The 18722-nt window shown below is 71.0% G+C and carries 19 protein-coding genes; 8 read left to right on the forward strand and 11 right to left on the reverse strand.

The genetic code is table 11. The annotated features are described in order from the left end of the window. The first annotated feature begins 261 nt into the window (after positions 1-261). Complete coding sequence (locus tag VFZ70_06140; protein HEX6255373.1) at positions 262-663, forward strand: DUF5318 family protein; 402 nt, start codon at positions 262-264, stop codon at positions 661-663. Between the two features lie 243 nt (positions 664-906). Then, entirely contained in the window at positions 907-3051 is a 2145-nt protein-coding gene (locus VFZ70_06145; GenBank protein ID HEX6255374.1) for a PBP1A family penicillin-binding protein, read from the forward strand. A gap of 6 nt (positions 3052-3057) precedes the next feature. Here the strand turns inward: VFZ70_06145 and VFZ70_06150 are convergent, their stop codons facing one another. From VFZ70_06150 to VFZ70_06170, 5 genes are all read right to left on the reverse strand, one after another. Next, on the reverse strand, positions 3058-3588 hold the full coding sequence (locus VFZ70_06150) for a hypothetical protein (protein ID HEX6255375.1): 531 nt from the start codon (positions 3586-3588) through the stop codon (positions 3058-3060). Next, on the reverse strand, positions 3581-4147 hold the full coding sequence (locus VFZ70_06155) for a sigma-70 family RNA polymerase sigma factor (protein HEX6255376.1): 567 nt from the start codon (positions 4145-4147) through the stop codon (positions 3581-3583). The genes VFZ70_06150 and VFZ70_06155 overlap by 8 nt, the downstream gene beginning before the upstream one ends. A gap of 152 nt (positions 4148-4299) precedes the next feature. After that, positions 4300-5661 carry a cytochrome b N-terminal domain-containing protein gene (locus tag VFZ70_06160; GenBank protein HEX6255377.1) on the reverse strand — a complete coding sequence of 454 codons (1362 nt, stop codon included), beginning with the start codon at positions 5659-5661 and terminating at the stop codon, positions 4300-4302. A 42-nt stretch (positions 5662-5703) separates the two neighbouring features. Then, the gene (locus tag VFZ70_06165; GenBank protein ID HEX6255378.1) at positions 5704-6570 is read right to left on the reverse strand and encodes a Rieske 2Fe-2S domain-containing protein; all 867 of its coding nucleotides are present in this window, start codon (positions 6568-6570) and stop codon (positions 5704-5706) included. Between the two features lie 183 nt (positions 6571-6753). Then, entirely contained in the window at positions 6754-7635 is an 882-nt protein-coding gene (locus VFZ70_06170; GenBank protein HEX6255379.1) for a c-type cytochrome, read from the reverse strand. Between the two features lie 145 nt (positions 7636-7780). Here VFZ70_06170 and VFZ70_06175 point away from each other — a divergent pair, with 145 nt between their 5' ends. Further along, positions 7781-8290, forward strand: coding sequence for a GNAT family N-acetyltransferase (locus VFZ70_06175; protein ID HEX6255380.1), 510 nt, complete (start codon positions 7781-7783; stop codon positions 8288-8290). On the opposite strand, the gene VFZ70_06180 is transcribed toward VFZ70_06175, so the two are convergent. Together VFZ70_06180 and VFZ70_06185 are read right to left on the reverse strand one after the other, a co-directional pair. Then, positions 8257-9024, reverse strand: a complete 768-nt coding sequence (locus VFZ70_06180) for an alanyl-tRNA editing protein (GenBank protein HEX6255381.1) — start codon at positions 9022-9024, stop codon at positions 8257-8259. The two genes, VFZ70_06175 and VFZ70_06180, sit on opposite strands and share 34 nt — an antisense overlap. Before the next feature lie 52 nt (positions 9025-9076). Beyond that, the gene (locus VFZ70_06185; GenBank protein HEX6255382.1) at positions 9077-9940 is read right to left on the reverse strand and encodes an SDR family oxidoreductase; all 864 of its coding nucleotides are present in this window, start codon (positions 9938-9940) and stop codon (positions 9077-9079) included. A gap of 280 nt (positions 9941-10220) precedes the next feature. Between VFZ70_06185 and VFZ70_06190 the strand changes: the two genes are divergently transcribed. Beyond that, on the forward strand, positions 10221-10730 hold the full coding sequence (locus tag VFZ70_06190) for a hypothetical protein (GenBank protein HEX6255383.1): 510 nt from the start codon (positions 10221-10223) through the stop codon (positions 10728-10730). Positions 10731-10732: 2 nt separating this feature from the next. On the opposite strand, the gene VFZ70_06195 is transcribed toward VFZ70_06190, so the two are convergent. Beyond that, entirely contained in the window at positions 10733-11008 is a 276-nt protein-coding gene (locus VFZ70_06195; GenBank protein HEX6255384.1) for a helix-turn-helix domain-containing protein, read from the reverse strand. A gap of 21 nt (positions 11009-11029) precedes the next feature. On the opposite strand from VFZ70_06195, the gene VFZ70_06200 reads away from it, so the two are divergent. The 4 genes from VFZ70_06200 to VFZ70_06215 all read left to right on the forward strand — a co-directional run bounded on the left by VFZ70_06200 (position 11030) and on the right by VFZ70_06215 (position 14654). After that, a complete protein-coding gene (locus tag VFZ70_06200) occupies positions 11030-12286 on the forward strand; it encodes a hypothetical protein (protein ID HEX6255385.1) in 1257 nt (418 codons plus the stop codon). Continuing rightward, positions 12283-12912, forward strand: coding sequence for a hypothetical protein (locus VFZ70_06205; GenBank protein HEX6255386.1), 630 nt, complete (start codon positions 12283-12285; stop codon positions 12910-12912). Before VFZ70_06200 ends, VFZ70_06205 begins: the two co-directional genes overlap by 4 nt. A 3-nt stretch (positions 12913-12915) precedes the next feature. Next, a complete protein-coding gene (locus VFZ70_06210) occupies positions 12916-13473 on the forward strand; it encodes a hypothetical protein (protein ID HEX6255387.1) in 558 nt (185 codons plus the stop codon). A 107-nt stretch (positions 13474-13580) separates the two neighbouring features. Next, complete coding sequence (locus tag VFZ70_06215; GenBank protein HEX6255388.1) at positions 13581-14654, forward strand: Glu/Leu/Phe/Val dehydrogenase; 1074 nt, start codon at positions 13581-13583, stop codon at positions 14652-14654. A 60-nt stretch (positions 14655-14714) separates the two neighbouring features. Here the strand turns inward: VFZ70_06215 and VFZ70_06220 are convergent, their stop codons facing one another. From VFZ70_06220 to purF, 3 genes are all read right to left on the reverse strand, one after another. After that, positions 14715-15827 (reverse strand): adenosine deaminase, encoded by a 1113-nt coding sequence (locus VFZ70_06220; protein HEX6255389.1) that lies wholly within the window; start codon positions 15825-15827, stop codon positions 14715-14717. Between the two features lie 320 nt (positions 15828-16147). Then, positions 16148-17155: a phosphoribosylformylglycinamidine cyclo-ligase gene (gene purM / locus VFZ70_06225; GenBank protein HEX6255390.1), complete on the reverse strand. Its 1008-nt coding sequence runs from the start codon at positions 17153-17155 to the stop codon at positions 16148-16150. 50 nt (positions 17156-17205) lie between these two features. Then, on the reverse strand, positions 17206-18663 hold the full coding sequence (purF, locus tag VFZ70_06230) for an amidophosphoribosyltransferase (protein HEX6255391.1): 1458 nt from the start codon (positions 18661-18663) through the stop codon (positions 17206-17208). Between the last annotated feature and the right edge of the window lie 59 nt (positions 18664-18722).

Genomic DNA, 18722 nt, shown 5'->3' on the forward strand with positions numbered 1-18722 from the left:
TCCTCACATGGACGGGTTCTTGTCCGGCGGGAGCCGGTCCTCCGGTCGTTCGTGGAACCAGGCCCCACGAGAATCTCTGTCCGGCGGGAGCCGGTCCTCCAGTCGTTCGTGGAACCAGGCCCCACGAAGCTTTCGACGGCGCAAGTCTATCGCGCCGATGTATCGCGCCGATATGTTCTGACGTCAATCCCTGGCCGGACGGGCAGGTGGGACGGTGCCGGAACCGTCCTCGAGCGCCCGCTTTAGACTTGCGGGAGCGGCATGCGAAGCTCAACCGACTACCGGATGGCCAAGCGCGCACTCGTTCGCCGGGTGTCGCAGGGCTCCGTTGCGGTGGCCGACGTGTGCGACGCGCACCCCGAGCTGCTGCGTGCGGCGCGCAACATCGGTACCCCGAGTGAGCGCCGGTGTCCAATCTGCGCCCTGGCCGACCGGCGCGCGCACGTGGCGGCGGACGCCACCTCCTCGCTGCGGCTCGTGACCTACGTGTTCGGCCGCGATCTGCGCCGCAGGTCGGGCACGCCGGTGTGGACCCGGGAGGAGTTGGAGGACCTGGCGGCTGACCATGACTCGTTCACCGCCTACACCGTCGAGTGCTGCCTCGTGTGCGGCTGGAACCATCTGCACGAGAGCGTGCTGATGGGTCAGTCCCACTCCGCGTAGCCCGTCCGCCTGGCCAGGGAGAACCTGCACGACGTGCCGATGCGGGTCATGCGGATCATGCCGACGGTGGCAGACTCGTTGCACATGAACGCGCCGCAGTCCCCGCGGACACGCGGTCTGCAGACGACTCCGCACACGCAGATCCCGGCCCGTCGCCGCGAGTGGACCCCTCCCCATGAGCCCGTCCGCGCCCGACGGCGTCGTCGCCGACGCTGGTACCGGAGACCGAGCTTCTGGCTGGGCATGTTGCTGACGGTGCTGCTGATCGCCGCGGTCGTCGCCGGTGCCGTCGTGTACGCGGTCGCGTCGGTGCCACTGCCCGGCGAGCTGGACACGGCACCGACCGTCGTGCTCGACACGCGCGGTCGCAAGGTCGGCGAGCTGTACGAGGAGGCCGCGCGGTCCGACGTCGATCTGGATCGCATCCCCGACCACACGAAGCAGGCGGTGCTGGCCGCCGAGGACGCAGAGTTCTACGAGCACCCCGGTGTGAGCGTGCCGGGCATCGTGCGGGCGGCCGTCCGCAACGTGCGTTCCGGCGAACTGCGGCAGGGCGGCTCGACCATCAGCCAGCAGTACATCAAGAACGTCACCGGCGACACCGAACACACCGCGATGCGCAAGGCTCGCGAAGCCGTGCTGGCGATGAAGATGGAGCGGGAGGTGTCGAAGGACCAGATCCTCGAGTGGTACCTCAACACCATCTACTTCGGGCGTGGGGCGTACGGCATCCAGGCCGCGTCGCGGGCTTACTTCGGCAAGACCGTCGGCAAGCTGACCCCGGCCGAGTCGGCGCTGCTCGCGGGCCTGATCCCCGCGCCCTCGGCGTCGGATCCGGTCGAGCATCCCGAGCGCGCCGCCGAGCGCTACGCGTACGTGGTCGATCAGCTCTTGGCCCAGCAGTGGATCACGGAGGCTGAGGCCGCGCAGATGCGCGCCGAGCGGCCCGCAGTCACGCCCCGTGCCAAGCGCGTGTCGGGCAACGCGCCGTTCTTCATGGACATGGTCGAGCAGGAGCTCAGCGAGCGCCTGGGCGAACAGGCCTACCGCGGACTGACGGTCACGACGACGCTCAACCTGCGCATGCAACGCGCCGCCGAGGAGGTCTACGACCGCCGCTTCGACCAGCTCGGCGGTGAGCTGCGCGCGCTCGCCGGCGACGACGTCAAGGTGCCGACCGGAGCGCTCGTGTCGCTCGACCCGTCCACCGGCGCCGTACGCGCGATCGTCGGCGGACGCAACCACGAACGCGACCAGTACAACCTGGCGGTCGGAGGACCGCAGCGCCTCGGGCGGCAGCCGGGGTCCACGTTCAAGCCGCTGGCGCTGGCGGCGTGGATCGCCGACGGGCGGTCCCCGGAAAGCTGGTTCGACGCACCGTCGACGATCACCTTCGGTGCCGGGGAGTCCGGGGACCCCAACGGCTGGGAGGTCTCCAACTACGGTGGCGCGGCGTACGGATCGATGACCCTGCGGGAAGCGACGTGGAGCTCCGTCAACACGGTGTACGCCCAGGTCGCCCTCGAGGTGGGTGCCGACGCGATCGCGCGCCTCGGCGAGCGCGCCGGCATCGCGTCGGAGCTCGAACCCAACCCGTCGATCGTGCTGGGTGCCGAGGAGGTCACGCCACTCGACCTCGCGGCCGCGTACAACACCCTCGCCAGCGGTGGGGTCGCCAGGCGGCCGCGCACGATCACCCGTGTCGAGTCCGACGGCCAGGTGCTGTTCCAGCCCGACTCCGAGCCGCGCCGCGTGCTGCCGGAGGATGTCGCGTGGACGACGGTGGATGTCCTGCGGGGCGTGATCGACTCGGGCACCGGGGTCGCTGCCCAGATCGATCGTCCGGCGGCCGGCAAGACCGGCACCACCCAGAACGCGGCGGATGCGTGGTTCGCCGGCTTCACACCGGATCTGACCACCGTCACCTGGATGGGCTACCGCAACTCCAACCAGCCGATCGCCGGCGCTCCCACGGGCGGCGGCTTCCCCGCCGAGCTGTGGGCCGAGTACATGCGGGAGGCGCTGCGGTTCACCGATCCGCACGATTTCCCGGAGCCGAGCGGCGACTTCGAGATCGTCGACGACGCGGCGCCCGAGCCCGAGGTTGAAGCCGAGCCCGAGCCCGCCGACGAGCCCGCCGACGAGCCCGCCGACGAGCCCGTCGAGGAGGCGCCGTCGGAGCCCGCGCCCGCTCCGGAACCTGAGCCGACGCAGGCGCCGGCGCCCGCTCCAGCGCCCGAGCCCGAGGAGCAGCCCGAGGTGCAGGAGCCCGTCGAGCAGGATCCACCCGCCGAGCCCGAGCCGGCCCCGGACGAGGGCGGCGACGGTCCCCCGCCCAACGGTGGCGGTGGGCAGAACGGTGAGGACGACACGGCACCACAGAGCTGACGCGGGTCAGACGACGAGGCCCTCCGTCTGCACCGTCGCACCTGACGCCGTGACGACGCTCAACTTGATCGGGCCGGCCGCCACGTCGTCGAACGAGAACCGACCGAGGGCGTCGGCGGTGGTTTCGTCGCGCCGTCCGCTGTGACGCAGCTCGACCGTCGCCTCCTGTGCCGGCACGAGCTGACCGATCACGATCCGCGTGCGCTCCGACACCACCTCGACCTCGATCTCGAGCCCCGGCGCGCGGAACGTCACCTGCCGCGGCGCCTCGGCCGCGCGGACGCCCGAGGGTTCGCTCGTCGCAGCCGAGTCGAAGACCAGCTCCGCCAGTTCGACGTCGACGTTGTGCCAGAGGTACGCATCCCGGGCCTGCGCAACGACGTGTCCAGGCGGCGCATCGACGGCGTCGAACACCTCGTGCAGGATGCCGATCAGCTCGTCGTCGTTCATGCCGCCATCGGACGACGACGTCGCGTCCAACCCATCCGGGTGCGGCGGTGGCACGCCCGTGCGGTCGGCGTCAGGGTGATCAGCCACGTCGTCGCGCTCCCGTCGTGCTCGGGTTGTCGATCAGCCGCCGCAGGTGGGACAGGCAGCGCGCCCTCGTCGGCCCGAGGCTGCCGACGGGACGCCCGATGATCTCCGAGATGGTCGCGTAGTCCAGTCGCGGCTCCGCGCACATCAGGCGCAGCAGCTGCCGACACCGGTCCGGAAGCTCCGCGAATGCGGCGTGGACCTGGCGTCGTAGCTCCGTGTCCAGCAGGAGCTCCTCCGGTGCCGGCGACGTCCGGTCCGGTGTCGTCTCAACCATCTCCGAGGGCTGTTGCCGACGCTGCCCCCGCAGCACTCGCAGCGCCTCCCGACGCGTCGTGGTCGCCAGCCATCCTGGCAGGCGTTGCGGATCACGTATGCGGTCGAGGTGCTCGACAAGACGCAGCCACACGGTCTGGCTGACGTCGGCGGCGGTCGCATCGTCGAAACCGAACGATCGGGCGACGGACCACACCAGGCGCGCGTGCCGCTCGACGAGAGCGTCCCACGCCTGTCGCTCGCCCTCAGCCGCGCGCAGCAGCAGCTGTCCGATGTCAGCATCCATGGGGGCGGAGTCTACGCAGCGGCCGGCCGGTCGCCCGCGCGTTGCGCAGGCTGCGTCTGAGATTCGTGCGGAGATCATCGTGAAGATGAGGCACGTGGACCGGCGTGTGATACATCCGATCGCCGGAGGGGTCCGACCCGTGCACCATGTGGTCAGGCGGCGATGTACCGCTCCTGGCCGTCGACCTCGGAGCTGGGGACGTCCAGACCCCGGCGCCGCAGCCGCTTGCGGGAGTACCGCGCGATCCACAAGCCGAGCACGACGGGTACGACGATCACCGCGACCCGCGCGATCCAGGTGATCATCTCGATGGGGATGCCCAGCATCCGCGAGAGGATGTCGTTGGTCGCGGCGGCCGACAGGATGAGCAGACCGCTGAACACGCCGAGCATCACGCCGGCGCGCAGCGGGATCTCCAGCGGGTTCTGCAGCACGTGCCACTCGCCGGACAGGTCGTAGACGCGCTTCTCGAGAAACGGGTAGAGCGCGAGGAAGGTGAAGATCAGTCCGGGCAGCACGACACCGGCCACGAACGGGCCAGATATGACGATGCCGGGTGGGATCGTGAACTCGAGCGGTGGGAAGATCCGCAACGCGCCCTCGAGCCAGAACAGGAACCAGTCGGGCTGCGCGTTGTTGCCCACCTCGCCGGGGATGTACGGGCCGAGCAGCGACACATCGCTCCAGGGGATCAGCACGGCGGCGGCGGCGAGCAGCCCGCCCGTCCACAGGAACAGCGTCGTGCTCTCGGCGAACTGCAGCGGCCACAGCGGCTTGCCGAGCACGAGGTTGTGCCCGTCGACCCCGAGGCGCGGGAACTGGGTGTGCTTCTGTCGGTACACCATGAACAGGTGCAGGCCGACGGTCGCGATGATCGCCGCCGGCAGCACCATGACGTGCAGCACGAAGAAGCGCGGGATGACGTCGCCTGTCGGGAACGCCCCGCCGAAGATCCAGAACGCAACCCGGTCGCCGATCAGCGGCAGCGACAGCAGTTCGGTGTAGGCGATGCGGATGCCGGTCCCGGCCAGCGAGTCGTAGGGCAGCGAGTAGCCGGTGAACCCTGCGCCGAAGGCCAGCGTCAGCAGCCCGATGCCGACGAAGTAGTTGAGCTCGCGCGGCTTACGGAATGCGCCGGTCAGCATGATCCGCAGCATGTGCAGCACGATCGTCGCGATGAACAGGTGTGACGCCCCGCGGTGCAGGCGGCGGAACAGCAGACCGCCGTTGACATCGCTGGACAGCCGCACGATCGACTCGAAGGCGGCCGGCAACGACCGTCCCGCGAAGACCGGGTTGCTGCCCGTGTAGGTGATCATCTCGACGTTCGGGCGGTAGAAGAAGGTCAGGAAGATACCGGTCAGCACGAGGATGACCAGGGAGAACACCGCCACCTCACCGAGCAGGAACGACCAGTTGCTGGGGAACACCTTGTTGGCGGTCCTGCGGGCGTCCCTCCGTACGTGCAGGCGGGCGTCGAGCTCGTCGAGCAGCTTGCCGAACAGCGGCGTCATCGCGTCCCTTCCCGGCGGTGGGCCTCCACGTTAGTTCGCGTCCTAACCGAAGGCGGGTCCGACCTGCTCCTCGAAGTCGCCGAGTGCGATCAGGAAGCCTTCCTCGTCGACACCGAGCGGCAGTTGCGGCAGCGCACGTGCCGTCGGCCCGAACGTCGGCACCGCGCCCCGTACCGCGTCGAACGTCGACTGGTGGCAGGGGCAGAACAACGCGTTGTCCTGCTCGCGGAACAGGCCGACGGGGCACCCGGCGTGCGTGCACACCTTCGAGTAGGCGATCAGCTCGTCGTTGACCACCCACTCCAGGTTCGTCGGCTCCCGGATGTGGCCGTCGCCGACCCGCACCAGGATGACCGCGGAGATCTCGTTGTTGACCGAGCCCTCAGGCCAGACGGTCGCCACACCACCCGTCGCGACGTTGTCGGCGCTGATCGGTTCCCCGTCGGTCGTCACGAGGCGCGTGCCGCGGCGCCAGTCCGTTCGCTTGAGCTCGTCGCCGGGCGCGGGCCCCAGCGACGGCACGGGCGCCAGCAGGCTCAGGCCGAACACACCGCCCGCACCGATGAGCGTGTTGCGCAACATGGACCGTCGCTCGAGTGGCGCGATCGCCGCGACCGATTCGTCGTCCTCCCCGTCGTCTGGGTGCCGCGGCTCGACCGCCTCGATGTCCGGGAAGAGGTCACTGAAGTAGCGCCGCGCGCCGAAGCCGAGCGCCAGCAGCCCGATGGCGAGCGCCGTGCCGTACACCGCGATGGAGGTCTGCAACGCCAGCCCCACCGCGAAGCCGATGCCCGCCAGCGCCGCGACGATCGCACTGCCGATGACCAGCGCGTCGTTGGCCTGGCTGGGCGGTGGGGTCTCCTCGCTGACGACCTGCAGATCCGGTCGACTGCGCTGCTCGTCGCTCATGACGTGTGCCTCGCATCGGCGGCCTGCGGGGCGGCGTGGCCACGGTGTTGAGCACTTGAGGCACGGGACGTGTGCCTACCGCTGTCGCTGCTTGAGGCACGGGACGTGTGCCTACCGCTGTCGCTGCTTGAGGCACGGGACGTGTGCCTACCGCTGTCGCTGCTCGAGATGTTCGGGTTCACGTCAGGATCGCTCCGTCCGGTCTGCGGTGCGCACGGCGGTCGGACGCGTGTCGTCGCTCTCGGTCTTGTCCGCGTCCGCGTCGGGATCCGGGAACCAGGTCGGCTTCGACGAGATCCAGAACAGCGACAGGATCATCGCGACCGCCAGCAGCGCGACGAAGCCCGATGCGAACACGGGGTTGAGTTCGACCAGGCCGAGCGGTGTGCCACTCTCGGAGGAGACCTCCTCGAGGAACGCACCGACGTCGGCGGCATCCTGGTCGCTGATGATGTCGTCACCGAACGCGGGCATCTGGAAGGGGCCGATCCTGATGGCCTCGACGATCGTCGTGGTGTCATAGGTGTTGACGGCCGGCGTCCAGGCACCGCCGCCCGCGACGCCGCCTGCGCCGGTCGAGCCGTGGCACGCCGCGCAGTTCTCTGCGTACACCGCCTGGCCGTTGGCGGGATCGCCCTCGGGCAGGTCCGTGACCTCGGCGAGGTCGTTGGTCAGGTCGAACTCCTGGGTGACCCACGCCACGATCGCCGCCCTCTGCTCGTCGTCGAACGCGACGTTGCGGGGCTGGTTGTCGTACGGATCCGCCGCCGGGGGCATCCGGCCGGTCCGCAGGACCAGGTCGACGTAGGACGCGGCAACGCCCGACCCCGCGAGCGCCGGAGCCTGCCGGTCGGTGCCCGGCACCTGCGCGCCGCCGCCGTCCGACGCGTGACATTGCGCGCACGCCTGCGCGTACAGCTGGGCACCGAGCTCGACGTCGCCGATCTCGTCGTCCTGCGCGGCGACGTCGCCCGCGGACCACCACGACACGAGCAGGGCGCATCCCAACGCCACTGCGAGCCAGGCGATCAGTTTGACGACCGGGTGACCCGCACGCGCGCTCATCGCCGTCTGTGTCCTTCGTCCGCCCGGCGGATCCTGTCTACCAGTGCGCCATGCGGCGCGCACGCGGCCAGGAGCGCCGACGCTATGTTTCGTCGTGCACCAGTCGTGACGATACATCCACGAGATCGACGATCAAGGGGTCGGCGTGAGCGAACAGGAACTGACCATACGTGAGGCCCGCGACGACGAGCTGGACATCGTGGCGTCGCTGGTGGTCGACGCGTACAGCGAGTTCGCAGCCCGGATGGCGCCTGACGCCTGGTCATCGTTCGCGCAGGACATCGCAAACGTCCGCGGCCGGTCGATCGACGCGCAGGTGCTGGTGGCTCTGCGCGACGACCGCATCGTCGGCACCGTGACGCGGTACCCCGACTGGCGGGGTGCGCAGCCGGACGCGTCCGCGGTCCGCGTCCTGGCGGTGCCGCCCGAGGAGCGCGGCACCGGCGTGGGCCGCGCGCTCATGGAGCGCTGCATCGCCGCGGCCCGCGACGAGGGCAAGGAGCGGGTCGTCCTCGCGGTCACGCAGGAGATGGAGGACGCGCGGGACCTGTACAGCAGGCTCGGCTTCCAACGTGACCCGGCGCTCGACCACGAGCCGGCTCCGGGCGTCCGGTCGACAGGTTACGCCCTGCGGCTGGACTCCTCGGACGGTTGATCCCGCACCGCGATGCGGACGCGCTTGTTGGCGCGCCCCTTCGACTGGGTCCCGGTGACCTCCACCGCGCCGACCTCGGCGGTCGTCGCGACATGGGTGCCCCCGTCGGCCTGACGGTCCAGCCCCGCGATGTCGATGACGCGCAGGGGATCGATGCTCGCCGGGATCAGGTTCGCCTTCGTGCGGATCAGCGCCGGGTCGGTGTCGGCGTGCGCGCGGTCGACGAACTCGACCGCGATCGCGCGCGCACGGGCGATCTCGGCGTTGATTCGCTGCTCGAGGCGGCGCCCGAGCTCCGCCGACATCTCGGACAACTCGAAGTCGAGCCGGCCGGTGCCCGGCTCCATGTTGCCGCCGGTGACCGCTACAGCGAAGTCCTGCCAGATGACGCCGCACAGGATGTGCAGCGCCGTGTGCGTCCGCATCAGCAGGTGGCGACGCTCCCAGTCGATGCGACCCTCGACACCCGTGCCGGGATCGGGTAGTGGCTGGTCGGGCGCGATCGCGTGCCACACGCGCCCCGCGACCCGGCGCGTGCGCGCGACATCGCCGCTGCCGTCGTGCCACTGCAGCCGGCCCACGTCGTAGGGCTGTCCCCCACCGCCGGGGTAGAACGCGGTCCTGTTGAGCGCCACCAACTGCTGGTCGGCGTCGACGGCGTCCACGACCGCCTCGAACGTGTGCACGTAGGCGTCGGTCGCGAACAGTTCGTCGGTCGGCCCCGCTGCGCACATGACGGCAGCGTAGCGCGGAGCGGACCGCCGCGGCCCGGTCCGACGTCGGAGGTCACTCCAGCGGGTTGCGTCCGGGCGCGGAGTCCGTCAGATCGCTGATCTCGTTCCACGACAGCGCGATCTCTTCGACCGACGGCACGTGGTCGAACTGCACGCCCTTCGCCTGCATGTACGCGATGCGGGCGTAGTGGCCGCCGCTCGCCAGGATGACGATCCCGGTGTCCGTGCACTCCTCCGACGCCAGGTGCACGACGACCGGCGAGACGTAGGCGGGGTCCAGACCCGCGCGGGCCTCGTCGGGGATCACGTCCTCGGTCATGCGCGTGTCCGCCAGCGGCGCGACCGCGTTGGCGGCGATGTTGTAGCGGGCCCCCTCGACCGCCAGGGTATTGATCAGGCCGACCATCCCCATCTTGGCCGCCCCGTAGTTGGCCTGGCCGAAGTTGCCGAAGAGTCCCGACGTCGACGTCGTGACGACCACGCGGCCGAACTGCTGCTCGCGCATCAGGGGCCAGGCGGCGCGTGTGACGTTGAACGCGCCGTACAGGTGGACCCGCAGCACCGCGTCCCACTGGTCGGCCGACATCTTGTGGAACGACTTGTCGCGCAGGATGCCTGCGTTGTTGATCACCGCGTCGACCTGTCCGAATGCCTCGACCGCGGTCTTGACGATGCGTTCACCACCGTCGCTCGTCGAGACATCGTCGTAGTTGGCGATCGCCTCGCCGCCGGCCTGCGTGATCTCCGTGACCACGTCGTCGGCCATGTCCGACCCGAACCCGGAGCCGTCGCGGTTGCCTCCCAGGTCGTTGACCACCACCCGGGCGCCTTCGCGTGCGAACAGCAGCGCGTGCTGCCGGCCGAGTCCCCCGCCGGCACCGGTGATGACGACGACCCTGCCCTTGACTCCGGCCATAAGTGCCCCGATCGAGGTCGCGGGTTACTTGTCGAGCAGTTGCTAAGCAAACGAAGCAAGTTTAGCGGAGGTTACGGGCGCGTGTCGATTGCGGACCTATGACGCCGCCGTGGACGTCGTCGCCGACCGTGCCAGGGCGGGCGCGGCACCCCCGCGACGCGGTCGCGACACATCGGTGATCTCGCCCCGGTGGGTGCCGCAACGGTCATGTCGGGCGTCCGATGCGCGGTCGTAGACTCGCCGCGTCACTGCTCGACGGACGACAGCTCTCGGGGGTCGCATGCGCGATGATCAACTCCACGCGTTCGTCGACGACGAGCTGGCACGGCGCACCGTGGACGCCCGCCGTCGACGCCGCTGGCTGGGGCGGCAGCTCGACGAGGACCGCACGTTCGAGGACGTGTGCCGGGACGCCACCACGTCACAGGACCCGGTCGACGTGCACGTCGCGGGGGGACGGGTCTACCGGGGCGTCGCGCGCGCTGCCGGCCACCGCGTCCTCGCCGTCGTGAACGCGTCGGGCGTGGCCTACATCGCCGTCGACGCCGTCATCGGCGTGCGGATCGCTGCCGGATCGACGCTCGACGCGGAGCCGGTGAGCACGTTGCGGGCCGCCACCGTCGCCGACGTCGTCGGGGCGTTCGCCGAACGTGGCGCGGACGTGGTGCTGGCGGGCGGCACGCTCGTCCACCGTGGACGCATCGCAGGGGTTGGCCGTGACCTCGTGTCCTTCGTCGACGGGACGCACATGCGGCTGTCTGCCGTCGCCGAGGCGGTCAGCCGCCGATGACGTCAGTCCGAGCTCGACCGCGCAGGATCGGGATAGAGGTGCTCGAGCGAACCCGGCACGATCCGGCTGCGCTCGATGAACGCTTTGACGTCCTGCTCCTGAAGCCGGATCACGCGGCCGAACTTGTAGGCGGCGATCTCGCCCTCGTCGATCAACCGGTAGAGCGTGCGCGGTGTGATCCCCAGATGCCGGGCCGCCGCCGCCGTGCTAAGCCAGGTGATTTCTTGTTGCGCCATCGCCCGCCATGATACACCGGGGACCCGATCTTGCATCGCCATGTACACAACGGTAGGCGCCTGATGCGCGGCCCGGACACCCTGCTGGGACTCGTCAGCCGCACCGCCTCCTGGCCGCAGCGGCTGGAAGCGTGGTCGCTGGCCGGTGCCGTTCCGTTCACCGTGTCCTACTGTCAGTCCGTCGCCCACCTGCAGGCGCGCCTGGACACGGCGACGACTCCGCGGGGCGTGCTACTGGACGGCGACCTGTCGTTCGTCGACCGCGATCTGCTTGGCGCGATCGCGGCCGTGGACGGCGTCGCCATCGTCATCGACGGTGTCCGCCGGCGCAGGCAGTGGCGTGACCTCGGTGCCGCCGCCGCGTTGCCGAACGGCTTCGACCAGGCGCAACTGCTCACCGCGCTGCGTTCACTCCTGCAGGACGATCATCGAGCGTCGACACGCGCGTCGGCGTCGCCACTCGTCGCGGTCACCGGCGCGGGCGGCGCAGGCGCCAGCGTCACCGCGATCGCGGTGGCGCAGGGCCTGGCCGCCGCCCGACGTCGGGTGCTGCTCGCCGACTGCTGCCTGCACGCCGAGCAGGCGATGCTGCACAACGCCCGCGGCGGGCACGCGGGGCTGCTCGATGTCGTCGATCTGCACGCCGAGCGCACGCCCGAACGCCATCAGGTGCGCCAGCTCGCGCTGGGCATCGTCGAACGCGGCTACTACCTGCTGCCCGGGCTCACGCGTGCACGGCACTGGTCGCGTGTCGCGAGCGGCTCGTTGCAGGCGACGCTGCGCTCCCTGCGCGACGCGTTCGATGTCGTGGTCGCCGACATCGACCCCGATGTCGAGGGTGAGGCACAGGGCGGCTCGATCGAGGTCGAGGAGCGCAACGTGCTCGCGCGCACGATCGCGCTCGACGCGGACGCGATCGTCGTCGTGGGTCAGGCGACGATGAAGGGTGTCCACGCGCTCGTCCGCGTGATGGCCGAGTTGCTGGAGATCGGTCTGCGGCCCGAGCGGCTGCTGCCGGTGCTCAACCAGGCCCCCGCTGTGACCGGCGTGCGTGCCGAGCTGGGACGGGCGGTCGGTCATCTGATGGAAGGGGTCGCGGGAGGCCGGACGGTACGCCCGGTGCTGTACGCGCCGACCGTCGATCTGGAGGATCAGCTGCGGGAGCGCGAGGCGGTCGCCGACACGTGGGCGACGCTGCTCGCCGGCGCCGTGACATCGCTGGTCGAACGTCCGTCCGACGACGGACGGCCTACCCCGCCCGAACCGGTCCGCGCGGGGGCGCTCGGCCACTGGGCGGACGGCTCGGAGGATCTCGGGTGACCGTAGCCGTCGCCCTCCTACTGGTCGTCCTCGGCACCGTGCACGCGCGCCGCCGCCGGGGGGCGCTCGACACCGGGGGCGGCGCAGAGGCGTGGCCGTGTGTGGTCGCCCGCGCGGCGTCGGGCGCACGCCCGGCCGACCGGCACATCGCGGCCCGCGCGCTCGATGCCCTCGCGCAGGGGCCACCGGGCGCACGCGCGGCGGTCCGTCATGCGCGCCGGACCCACGGGCCGCGGGCGTCCGCCGCGCGTCGGCTCGCCGTGGCGTGCGACCGGCTGGGCAGCGCGCGGAGTGACCGGCTGCACGCCGTCACCGTCGTGGCCGGGACGGCGGCACCGTTCGTGCTCACCGCGTTGTGGCGCAGCGAGGTCGACGACATCGCCCACCACGACGACCGGGCCGCCCTCGCCCGCACCGCCCACGCGGGTCGATGGCTGCTGCTGGCGCCGCTGGCACCGATCGCGGTCGGCGCGGTCGGAGGCGTTGCCGCCGTCCTGCTCGCCGGGGTCGCCGTGCTCGCGTGGTTCGCCGCCGGGGTGTGGATCGACGCCGCCGGACCCCGCCGGCTCGCCCGCTGCGCGCCGACGGCCCACCTCGCCTCCCCGGCGGCGTCGACGCGCGCCTGACGCATGCGGGTCCGTCGCGTTGATCTCGTCGAGCGCCTCGCGCCGCACGTACCGTCAGTCGACGGGGCGTCGACCATCGATCCGGGGTCTGCGGTGCGGTACGCGCCACGGCCGCCCGGCCAACGCGTCCGCCGCGTCGAGGAGCTCGCGGAGGCGTTCGACCGGTGGGCGCTGCTCGTCGCCGCCGGGGCGTCGCCCGACGCCGCCATCACCCGGGTCGTGGGAGCGGCGGACGTGGTCGGTGCCGCCGCCCACCGTGGGCCCTGCGTGGTGGACGAGCTGCGTCAGGTCAGGGACGCCCTCGCGTCCGGCGTGTCGGTCGCGGACGCCGTCGACGGCTGGGCCGCCGCGACACGGTGCCCGTGGGTGACACTGCTGGCGGCGGAGTTGCGCGACGCCACCTCCGTCGACACCGTCGTGGTCGCGCTCGACCGGTGCGCGACGGCGACCCGTCGGGCCGCCCAGCGGGCGGGTTTGCGGCGGCTGCGACGTCGGTCGTGGGTGGTGTGGCTGGCCGGCGTGGGCACCTGCGCCGCCACCGTGGCCGCTCCGGGCTTCTGAACGCCCGGATCCGACATACGATCGCAGTACGGCGCCGAACCGGCGATCCCGGTCGGCGGATGACTCGCCGGACGCGATCCGTCCGGCGGTGAGCAGGAGGAAGCACCATGAACGGTCCGTTCGCTCGGTTCGACGGTCACGAGCAGGTGGTGTTGGGCAGCGACCCCGACACCGGACTGCGCGCGATCATCGCGATCCACTCGACGCGCCTGGGCCCCAGCCTCGGCGGCACCCGTTTCTATCCGTATCCCGATGAGTCGGCGGCGCTGACCGACGCGTTGCGCCTGTCGAAGGCGATGGCGTACAAGGCGGCGGTCGCGGGCCTGGATCTGGGTGGTGGGAAGGCGGTGATCATCGGCGACCCGGCACGTGACAAGTCGGAAGGGCTGCTGCGCGCCTACGGCCGACTGGTCGAGTCACTGAACGGCCGCTACATCACGGCGTGTGACGTCGGTACGTACCCGAAGGACATGGCGATCGTTGCCCGTGAGACACGATGGGTGACGGGCGCCGAACCCGTCGAGGGCGGCTCGGGCGACTCGGGCGTCATGACCGCGCACGGCACGTTCGAGGGCGTGCGCGCCTGCCTCGCCGAACGCTGGGGCTCCGACGCGCTGACTGGACGCCACGTGGCGATCCAGGGGGTCGGCAAGGTCGGACGACGGCTGGCCGGCGCGATCCACGAGGCGGGCGGCAAGGTCACGGTCGCCGACACCAATGCCGATGCCACCGCGTGGTGCGCCGAGCACCTCGGCGCCGACGTGGTCGACGTCGACAAGATCCACATGGTGGACGCCGACGTGTTCAGCCCGAACGCGTTGGGTGCGGTGATCAACGACCACACCATCCCGGAACTGCAAAGCGACGTGATCGCCGGCGCCGCGAACAACCAGTTGGAGGACGAGCGCCACGCCGCCGCGCTGCGCGACGCGGGGATCCTGTACGCACCCGACTACGTGATCAACGCGGGCGGGGTGATCCAGGTCGCCGACGAGATGCACGCGGACGGGTACTCGGAGTCGCGCGCCCGCGTACGGGTCGAGCAGATCGGTCCGAGGCTGCGTGAGATCTTCGCACTGGCGCACGACGAGGGCATCACGACCCTCGCGGCGGCCGATCGCTTCGCCGAGCGGCGCATGGCGACGGTCGGGCGCCTGCGCGGCTTCTGGCTCCGCTCCTGACGCGGCGCGCGGACGACATGGGCCCGCCGGCTGGCGGGTCCACCGTCCGCTAAACCGCTGTCATTCGAAGTCTTCCGACCAGCCGAACTCGCTGGTGCGCGGCGGCACGGCCGCTGCCGGCGTGGCCTCCGTCGTCGCGGAGCGTTGCACCTGTCCCCAGGCCGAGCGGTACCGGTCGACCTCCGATCGCAGCCGGGACCTGTCGTGGGCGGGCATGAACGACGCGTCGACCGCCGCGGTGGCCAGATCAGCCACGCCGGTGGCGTCGAGGTCCAGCAGCCGCGCCGCCGCCGCGTACTCGTCGTTGAGCGTCGTCCCGAACATCGGCGGGTCGTCGGAGTTGATCGAGACGGTCACACCCGCCGCCACCAGGTCCGGCAGCGGATGATCGTCGAGGGACGACACCGCGCCCGTGCGCACGTTCGATGTGGGGCAGACCTCGAGCGGGATCCCGCGCTCGACCAGATGCGTGACCAGGTCGGGGTCGTGCACGGCATTGATGCCGTGACCGATCCGCTCGGCGCCGAGGTGGTGCAGCGCGTCCCAGACGGTCTCCGGTCCAGTCGTCTCACCGGCGTGCGGCACCGACCGCAGGCCCGCGGCACGCGCCCGCGAGAAGTGCTCGGCGAACTGCGGCCGCGGTACACCTTGCTCCGGTCCGCCGAGCCCGAAGCTGACGAGGCCGTCGGGGCGTTGGTCCAGGGCGATCGCCAGGGTCTCGTCCGCCGCCGGCAGCCCGAACTCCCCCGCGATGTCGAAGCACCAGCGCAGGACGATCCCCCATTCGCGCTCGGCAGCGACGCGGGCGTCCTCGATCGCCTCGCACAGCGCCGCCGGCGCGATGCCGTTCCTGGTGTGCGTGTACGGGGTGACGGTGACCTCGGCGTACCGGACCTGCTGGTGCACGAGGTCCCGTGCCACCTCGTAGATCAACAGGTGCAGATCCTCCGGCCCGGTGATCAGATCGACGACCGACAGGTACACCTCGATGAAGTGGTCGAAGTCACGGAACGCGAAATAGTCGGCCAGCGCGTCGGGGTCGGCCGGGACCGGCGAGTCGCCGCCGCTGCGCGCGGCCAGTTCGGCCACGACACGGGGCGACGCCGACCCCACGTGGTGGACGTGCAACTCCGCCTTGGGCAGTCCTGCGATGAAGGAGGTCAGGTCGCGCATCGTGGCAGCATAACGCCGGACCGGCGGGACGGTTCCGGTGGTCACCGGCACGCGCACCGGGAGATCCGGCTGTGCCTACTGTGACGGTCAGCCGATCGCGCGGGCGCCCCCGTACGCACCGTCGGCGATCTCATCGATCCTGCGGGCGCGTGTGTCCGCACGCCTTGTCCGTCATGGTCGAGCCAGCGTCCCCATGCGGACGGCGATTCCGCCGGGACGCGCTCGGCGTCGTCCATCACCGACATCCGCGGTCCTCCCACGGTGTGCGCGCACGCCCGGGTCGTATGCGGCGCTCGGGCAGCGCCGGTGCCGGTCAGGCATCACAGGCCCGCGATCTCGATGCCCGGACGGTCCGTGACGACGCCGCACACCCACGCGTCGACCCGCCGCTGGCGCAGCACTTCGACAGCCGCACCGCCATCGGCCACGACGGCGATCATGCCCGCCCCCATGTTGAACGTCCGCCACATCTCGTCCGGTGGCACCGGTCCGCGGTCGGCGAGCCAACCCGCGATTGGCGGGGCGGGGAACGTCGCGGCATCGACGGTTGCGCCCAGGCCGTCGGGAAGGATCCGTGGAAGGTTGCCAGGCACGCCGCCGCCCGTCACGTGGCACAGTCCGTGCACCTCGGTCGCGCGGATCAGCGCCAGGCAGTCCGGCGCGTAGATGCGCGTCGGCCGCAGCAGCGCGTCGCCCAGCGGCTCACCCAGACCGTGATCACTCGCCAGATCCAGGCCGTCGACGACCCGTCGGACCAGCGAGTACCCGTTGCTGTGCAGGCCGGACGATCCCATCGCGACGAGTGCGTCTCCGGGCGCCACCAGGTCGGGGCCCAGCACCTCGTCGCGTTCGACGATCCCCACGCCGAAGCCGGCGAGATCGACCTGGTCTCGGGCCATGACGCCGGGGTGCTCGGCCGTCTCGCCGCCGACGAGTGCACAGCCGGCGGCGACGCAGCCGTCGGCGATGCCGGCCACAACCTGTTCGACCGCGGTCACGTCCAGTGCGCCGACCGCGAGGTAGTCGTTGAAGACCAGCGGCTCGGCTCCGCACACCACCAGGTCGTCGACGACCATCGCGACGAGGTCCTGACCGACCGTGTCGTAGCGGCCCAACTGACGCGCGATCTCGAGCTTGGTCCCGACGCCGTCGCAACTGGTCACCAGCAGCGGTTCGCGCCAGCGACCGGCCGGCAGCGCGAACAGCCCGCTGAAGCCGCCGAACGCGCCCACGACCTCGGGGCGCCCGGTGCGGGCGACGTGCGGTGCGATGGCCTCGATGGCCGCGTCCGCTGCGTCGAGTGAGACACCGGCATCCGCGTACGTCACCGGCTCACGTGGCCTGTCGTCCCCGCCCGCCGGCTCGCTGGCGCTCGCCCTCACCCTGTCGTGGTGGCGAGCTCGAACGCGGGAAGCGTCGTGTGCTCGTCGGTCGGCGTGGCGCGCGGCACGGGGATCGGATACTGCCCGTCGAAGCACGCGCGGCACAGCGACGACGCCGGGCGCATGCTCGCGCGTGTCAGCGCGTCCAGCGACAGGTAGGCGAGCGAGTCGGCCTCCAGCGACGCGCAGATCTCCTCGGTGGTGCGCCCGGATGCGATCAGTTCGTCAGAGGTCGCCATGTCGATCCCGTAGAAGCAGGGGTTGCGGACCGGCGGCGACGGGATGCGCAGGTGGACCTCGGACGCGCCGCTGTCACGCAGCATCCGCACGAGCTGGCGCGACGTGTTGCCTCGGACGATCGAGTCGTCGACGACGACGAGCCGTTGGCCCTCCAGCACATCGCGCAGCGGGTTGAGCTTCAACCGGATCCCGAGCTGGCGCAGCGACTGCGACGGCTGGATGAACGTCCGGCCCACATAGCGGTTCTTGACCAGTCCCTCCGCATAGGGGATGCCGCTCTGCTGGCTGTACCCGGCGGCGGCGGCGAGGCCCGAGTCGGGCACCGGAACCACGAGATCGGCGTCGGCCGGAGCCTCGCGCGCGAGGGCCTGGCCCATGCGCCGACGCGCCGCGTAGATGCTCGTCTCCGGCGTCTGGTGGTCGGGGCGCGCGAGGTAGACGTACTCGAAGACGCAGAACGACGGAGACTCCGGGGCGAACCGCCGGCTGCGGATGCCGCCGGCATCGATCGCGACCAGCTCGCCTGGCTGGATCTCGCGCAGCAACGTCGCGCCGACGATGTCCAGCGCCGCGGTCTCCGAGGCCAGCACGTACCCTCCGCCGTCGAGGATGCCCAGCACCAGCGGCCGCACACCGTTTGGGTCGCGCACGCCGTAGATCGCCGACTCGTCCATGATCGCGAGGCAGTACGCGCCTGAGATCCGTCGGCAGGCGTCGATGATGATGTCGTCGAGAGGCCCGGTGTGGGTGCCCGCACGTTCGGCGAGCAGGGTCGTCAGCAGATCCGAGTCGCTCGTGCAGCCCGTGCCGCGGGTGCCCAGCTCGGCGGCGAGCGCCGTCGTGTCGACGAGGTTGCCGTTGTGACCGAGCGCGATGCCGCGGCCCGACGCGCTGACCTGGAACGTCGGCTGGGCGTTGGCCCAGGTCGACGCACCGGTCGTCGAGTAACGGACGTGCCCGATCGCCTGATGCCCCCGCAGCCCTGCCAGACGGCCGCTGTCGAACACCTGGTTGACCAGCCCCATCTCCTTGGAGATGAGGATGTTGTCACCGTCGGACACCGCGATGCCGGCCGACTCCTGGCCGCGGTGCTGCAGGGCGTACAAGCCGTAGTAGCAGTAGCGGGCGACGTCCTCGCCGGGCGCGTAGATGGCGAACACGCCGCATTCGTCGCGGGCACCGGTGCGTTCCAGGGCGTCCGGGGACTGCTGCATCAGCTCACACCAGCTCGGCTCGACGGCGCCTGCACACCGACAGTATGCCCACCTACCTG

It is taken from the genome of Euzebyales bacterium (genome assembly GCA_036374135.1).
Taxonomy (GTDB): domain Bacteria; phylum Actinomycetota; class Nitriliruptoria; order Euzebyales; family JAHELV01; genus JAHELV01.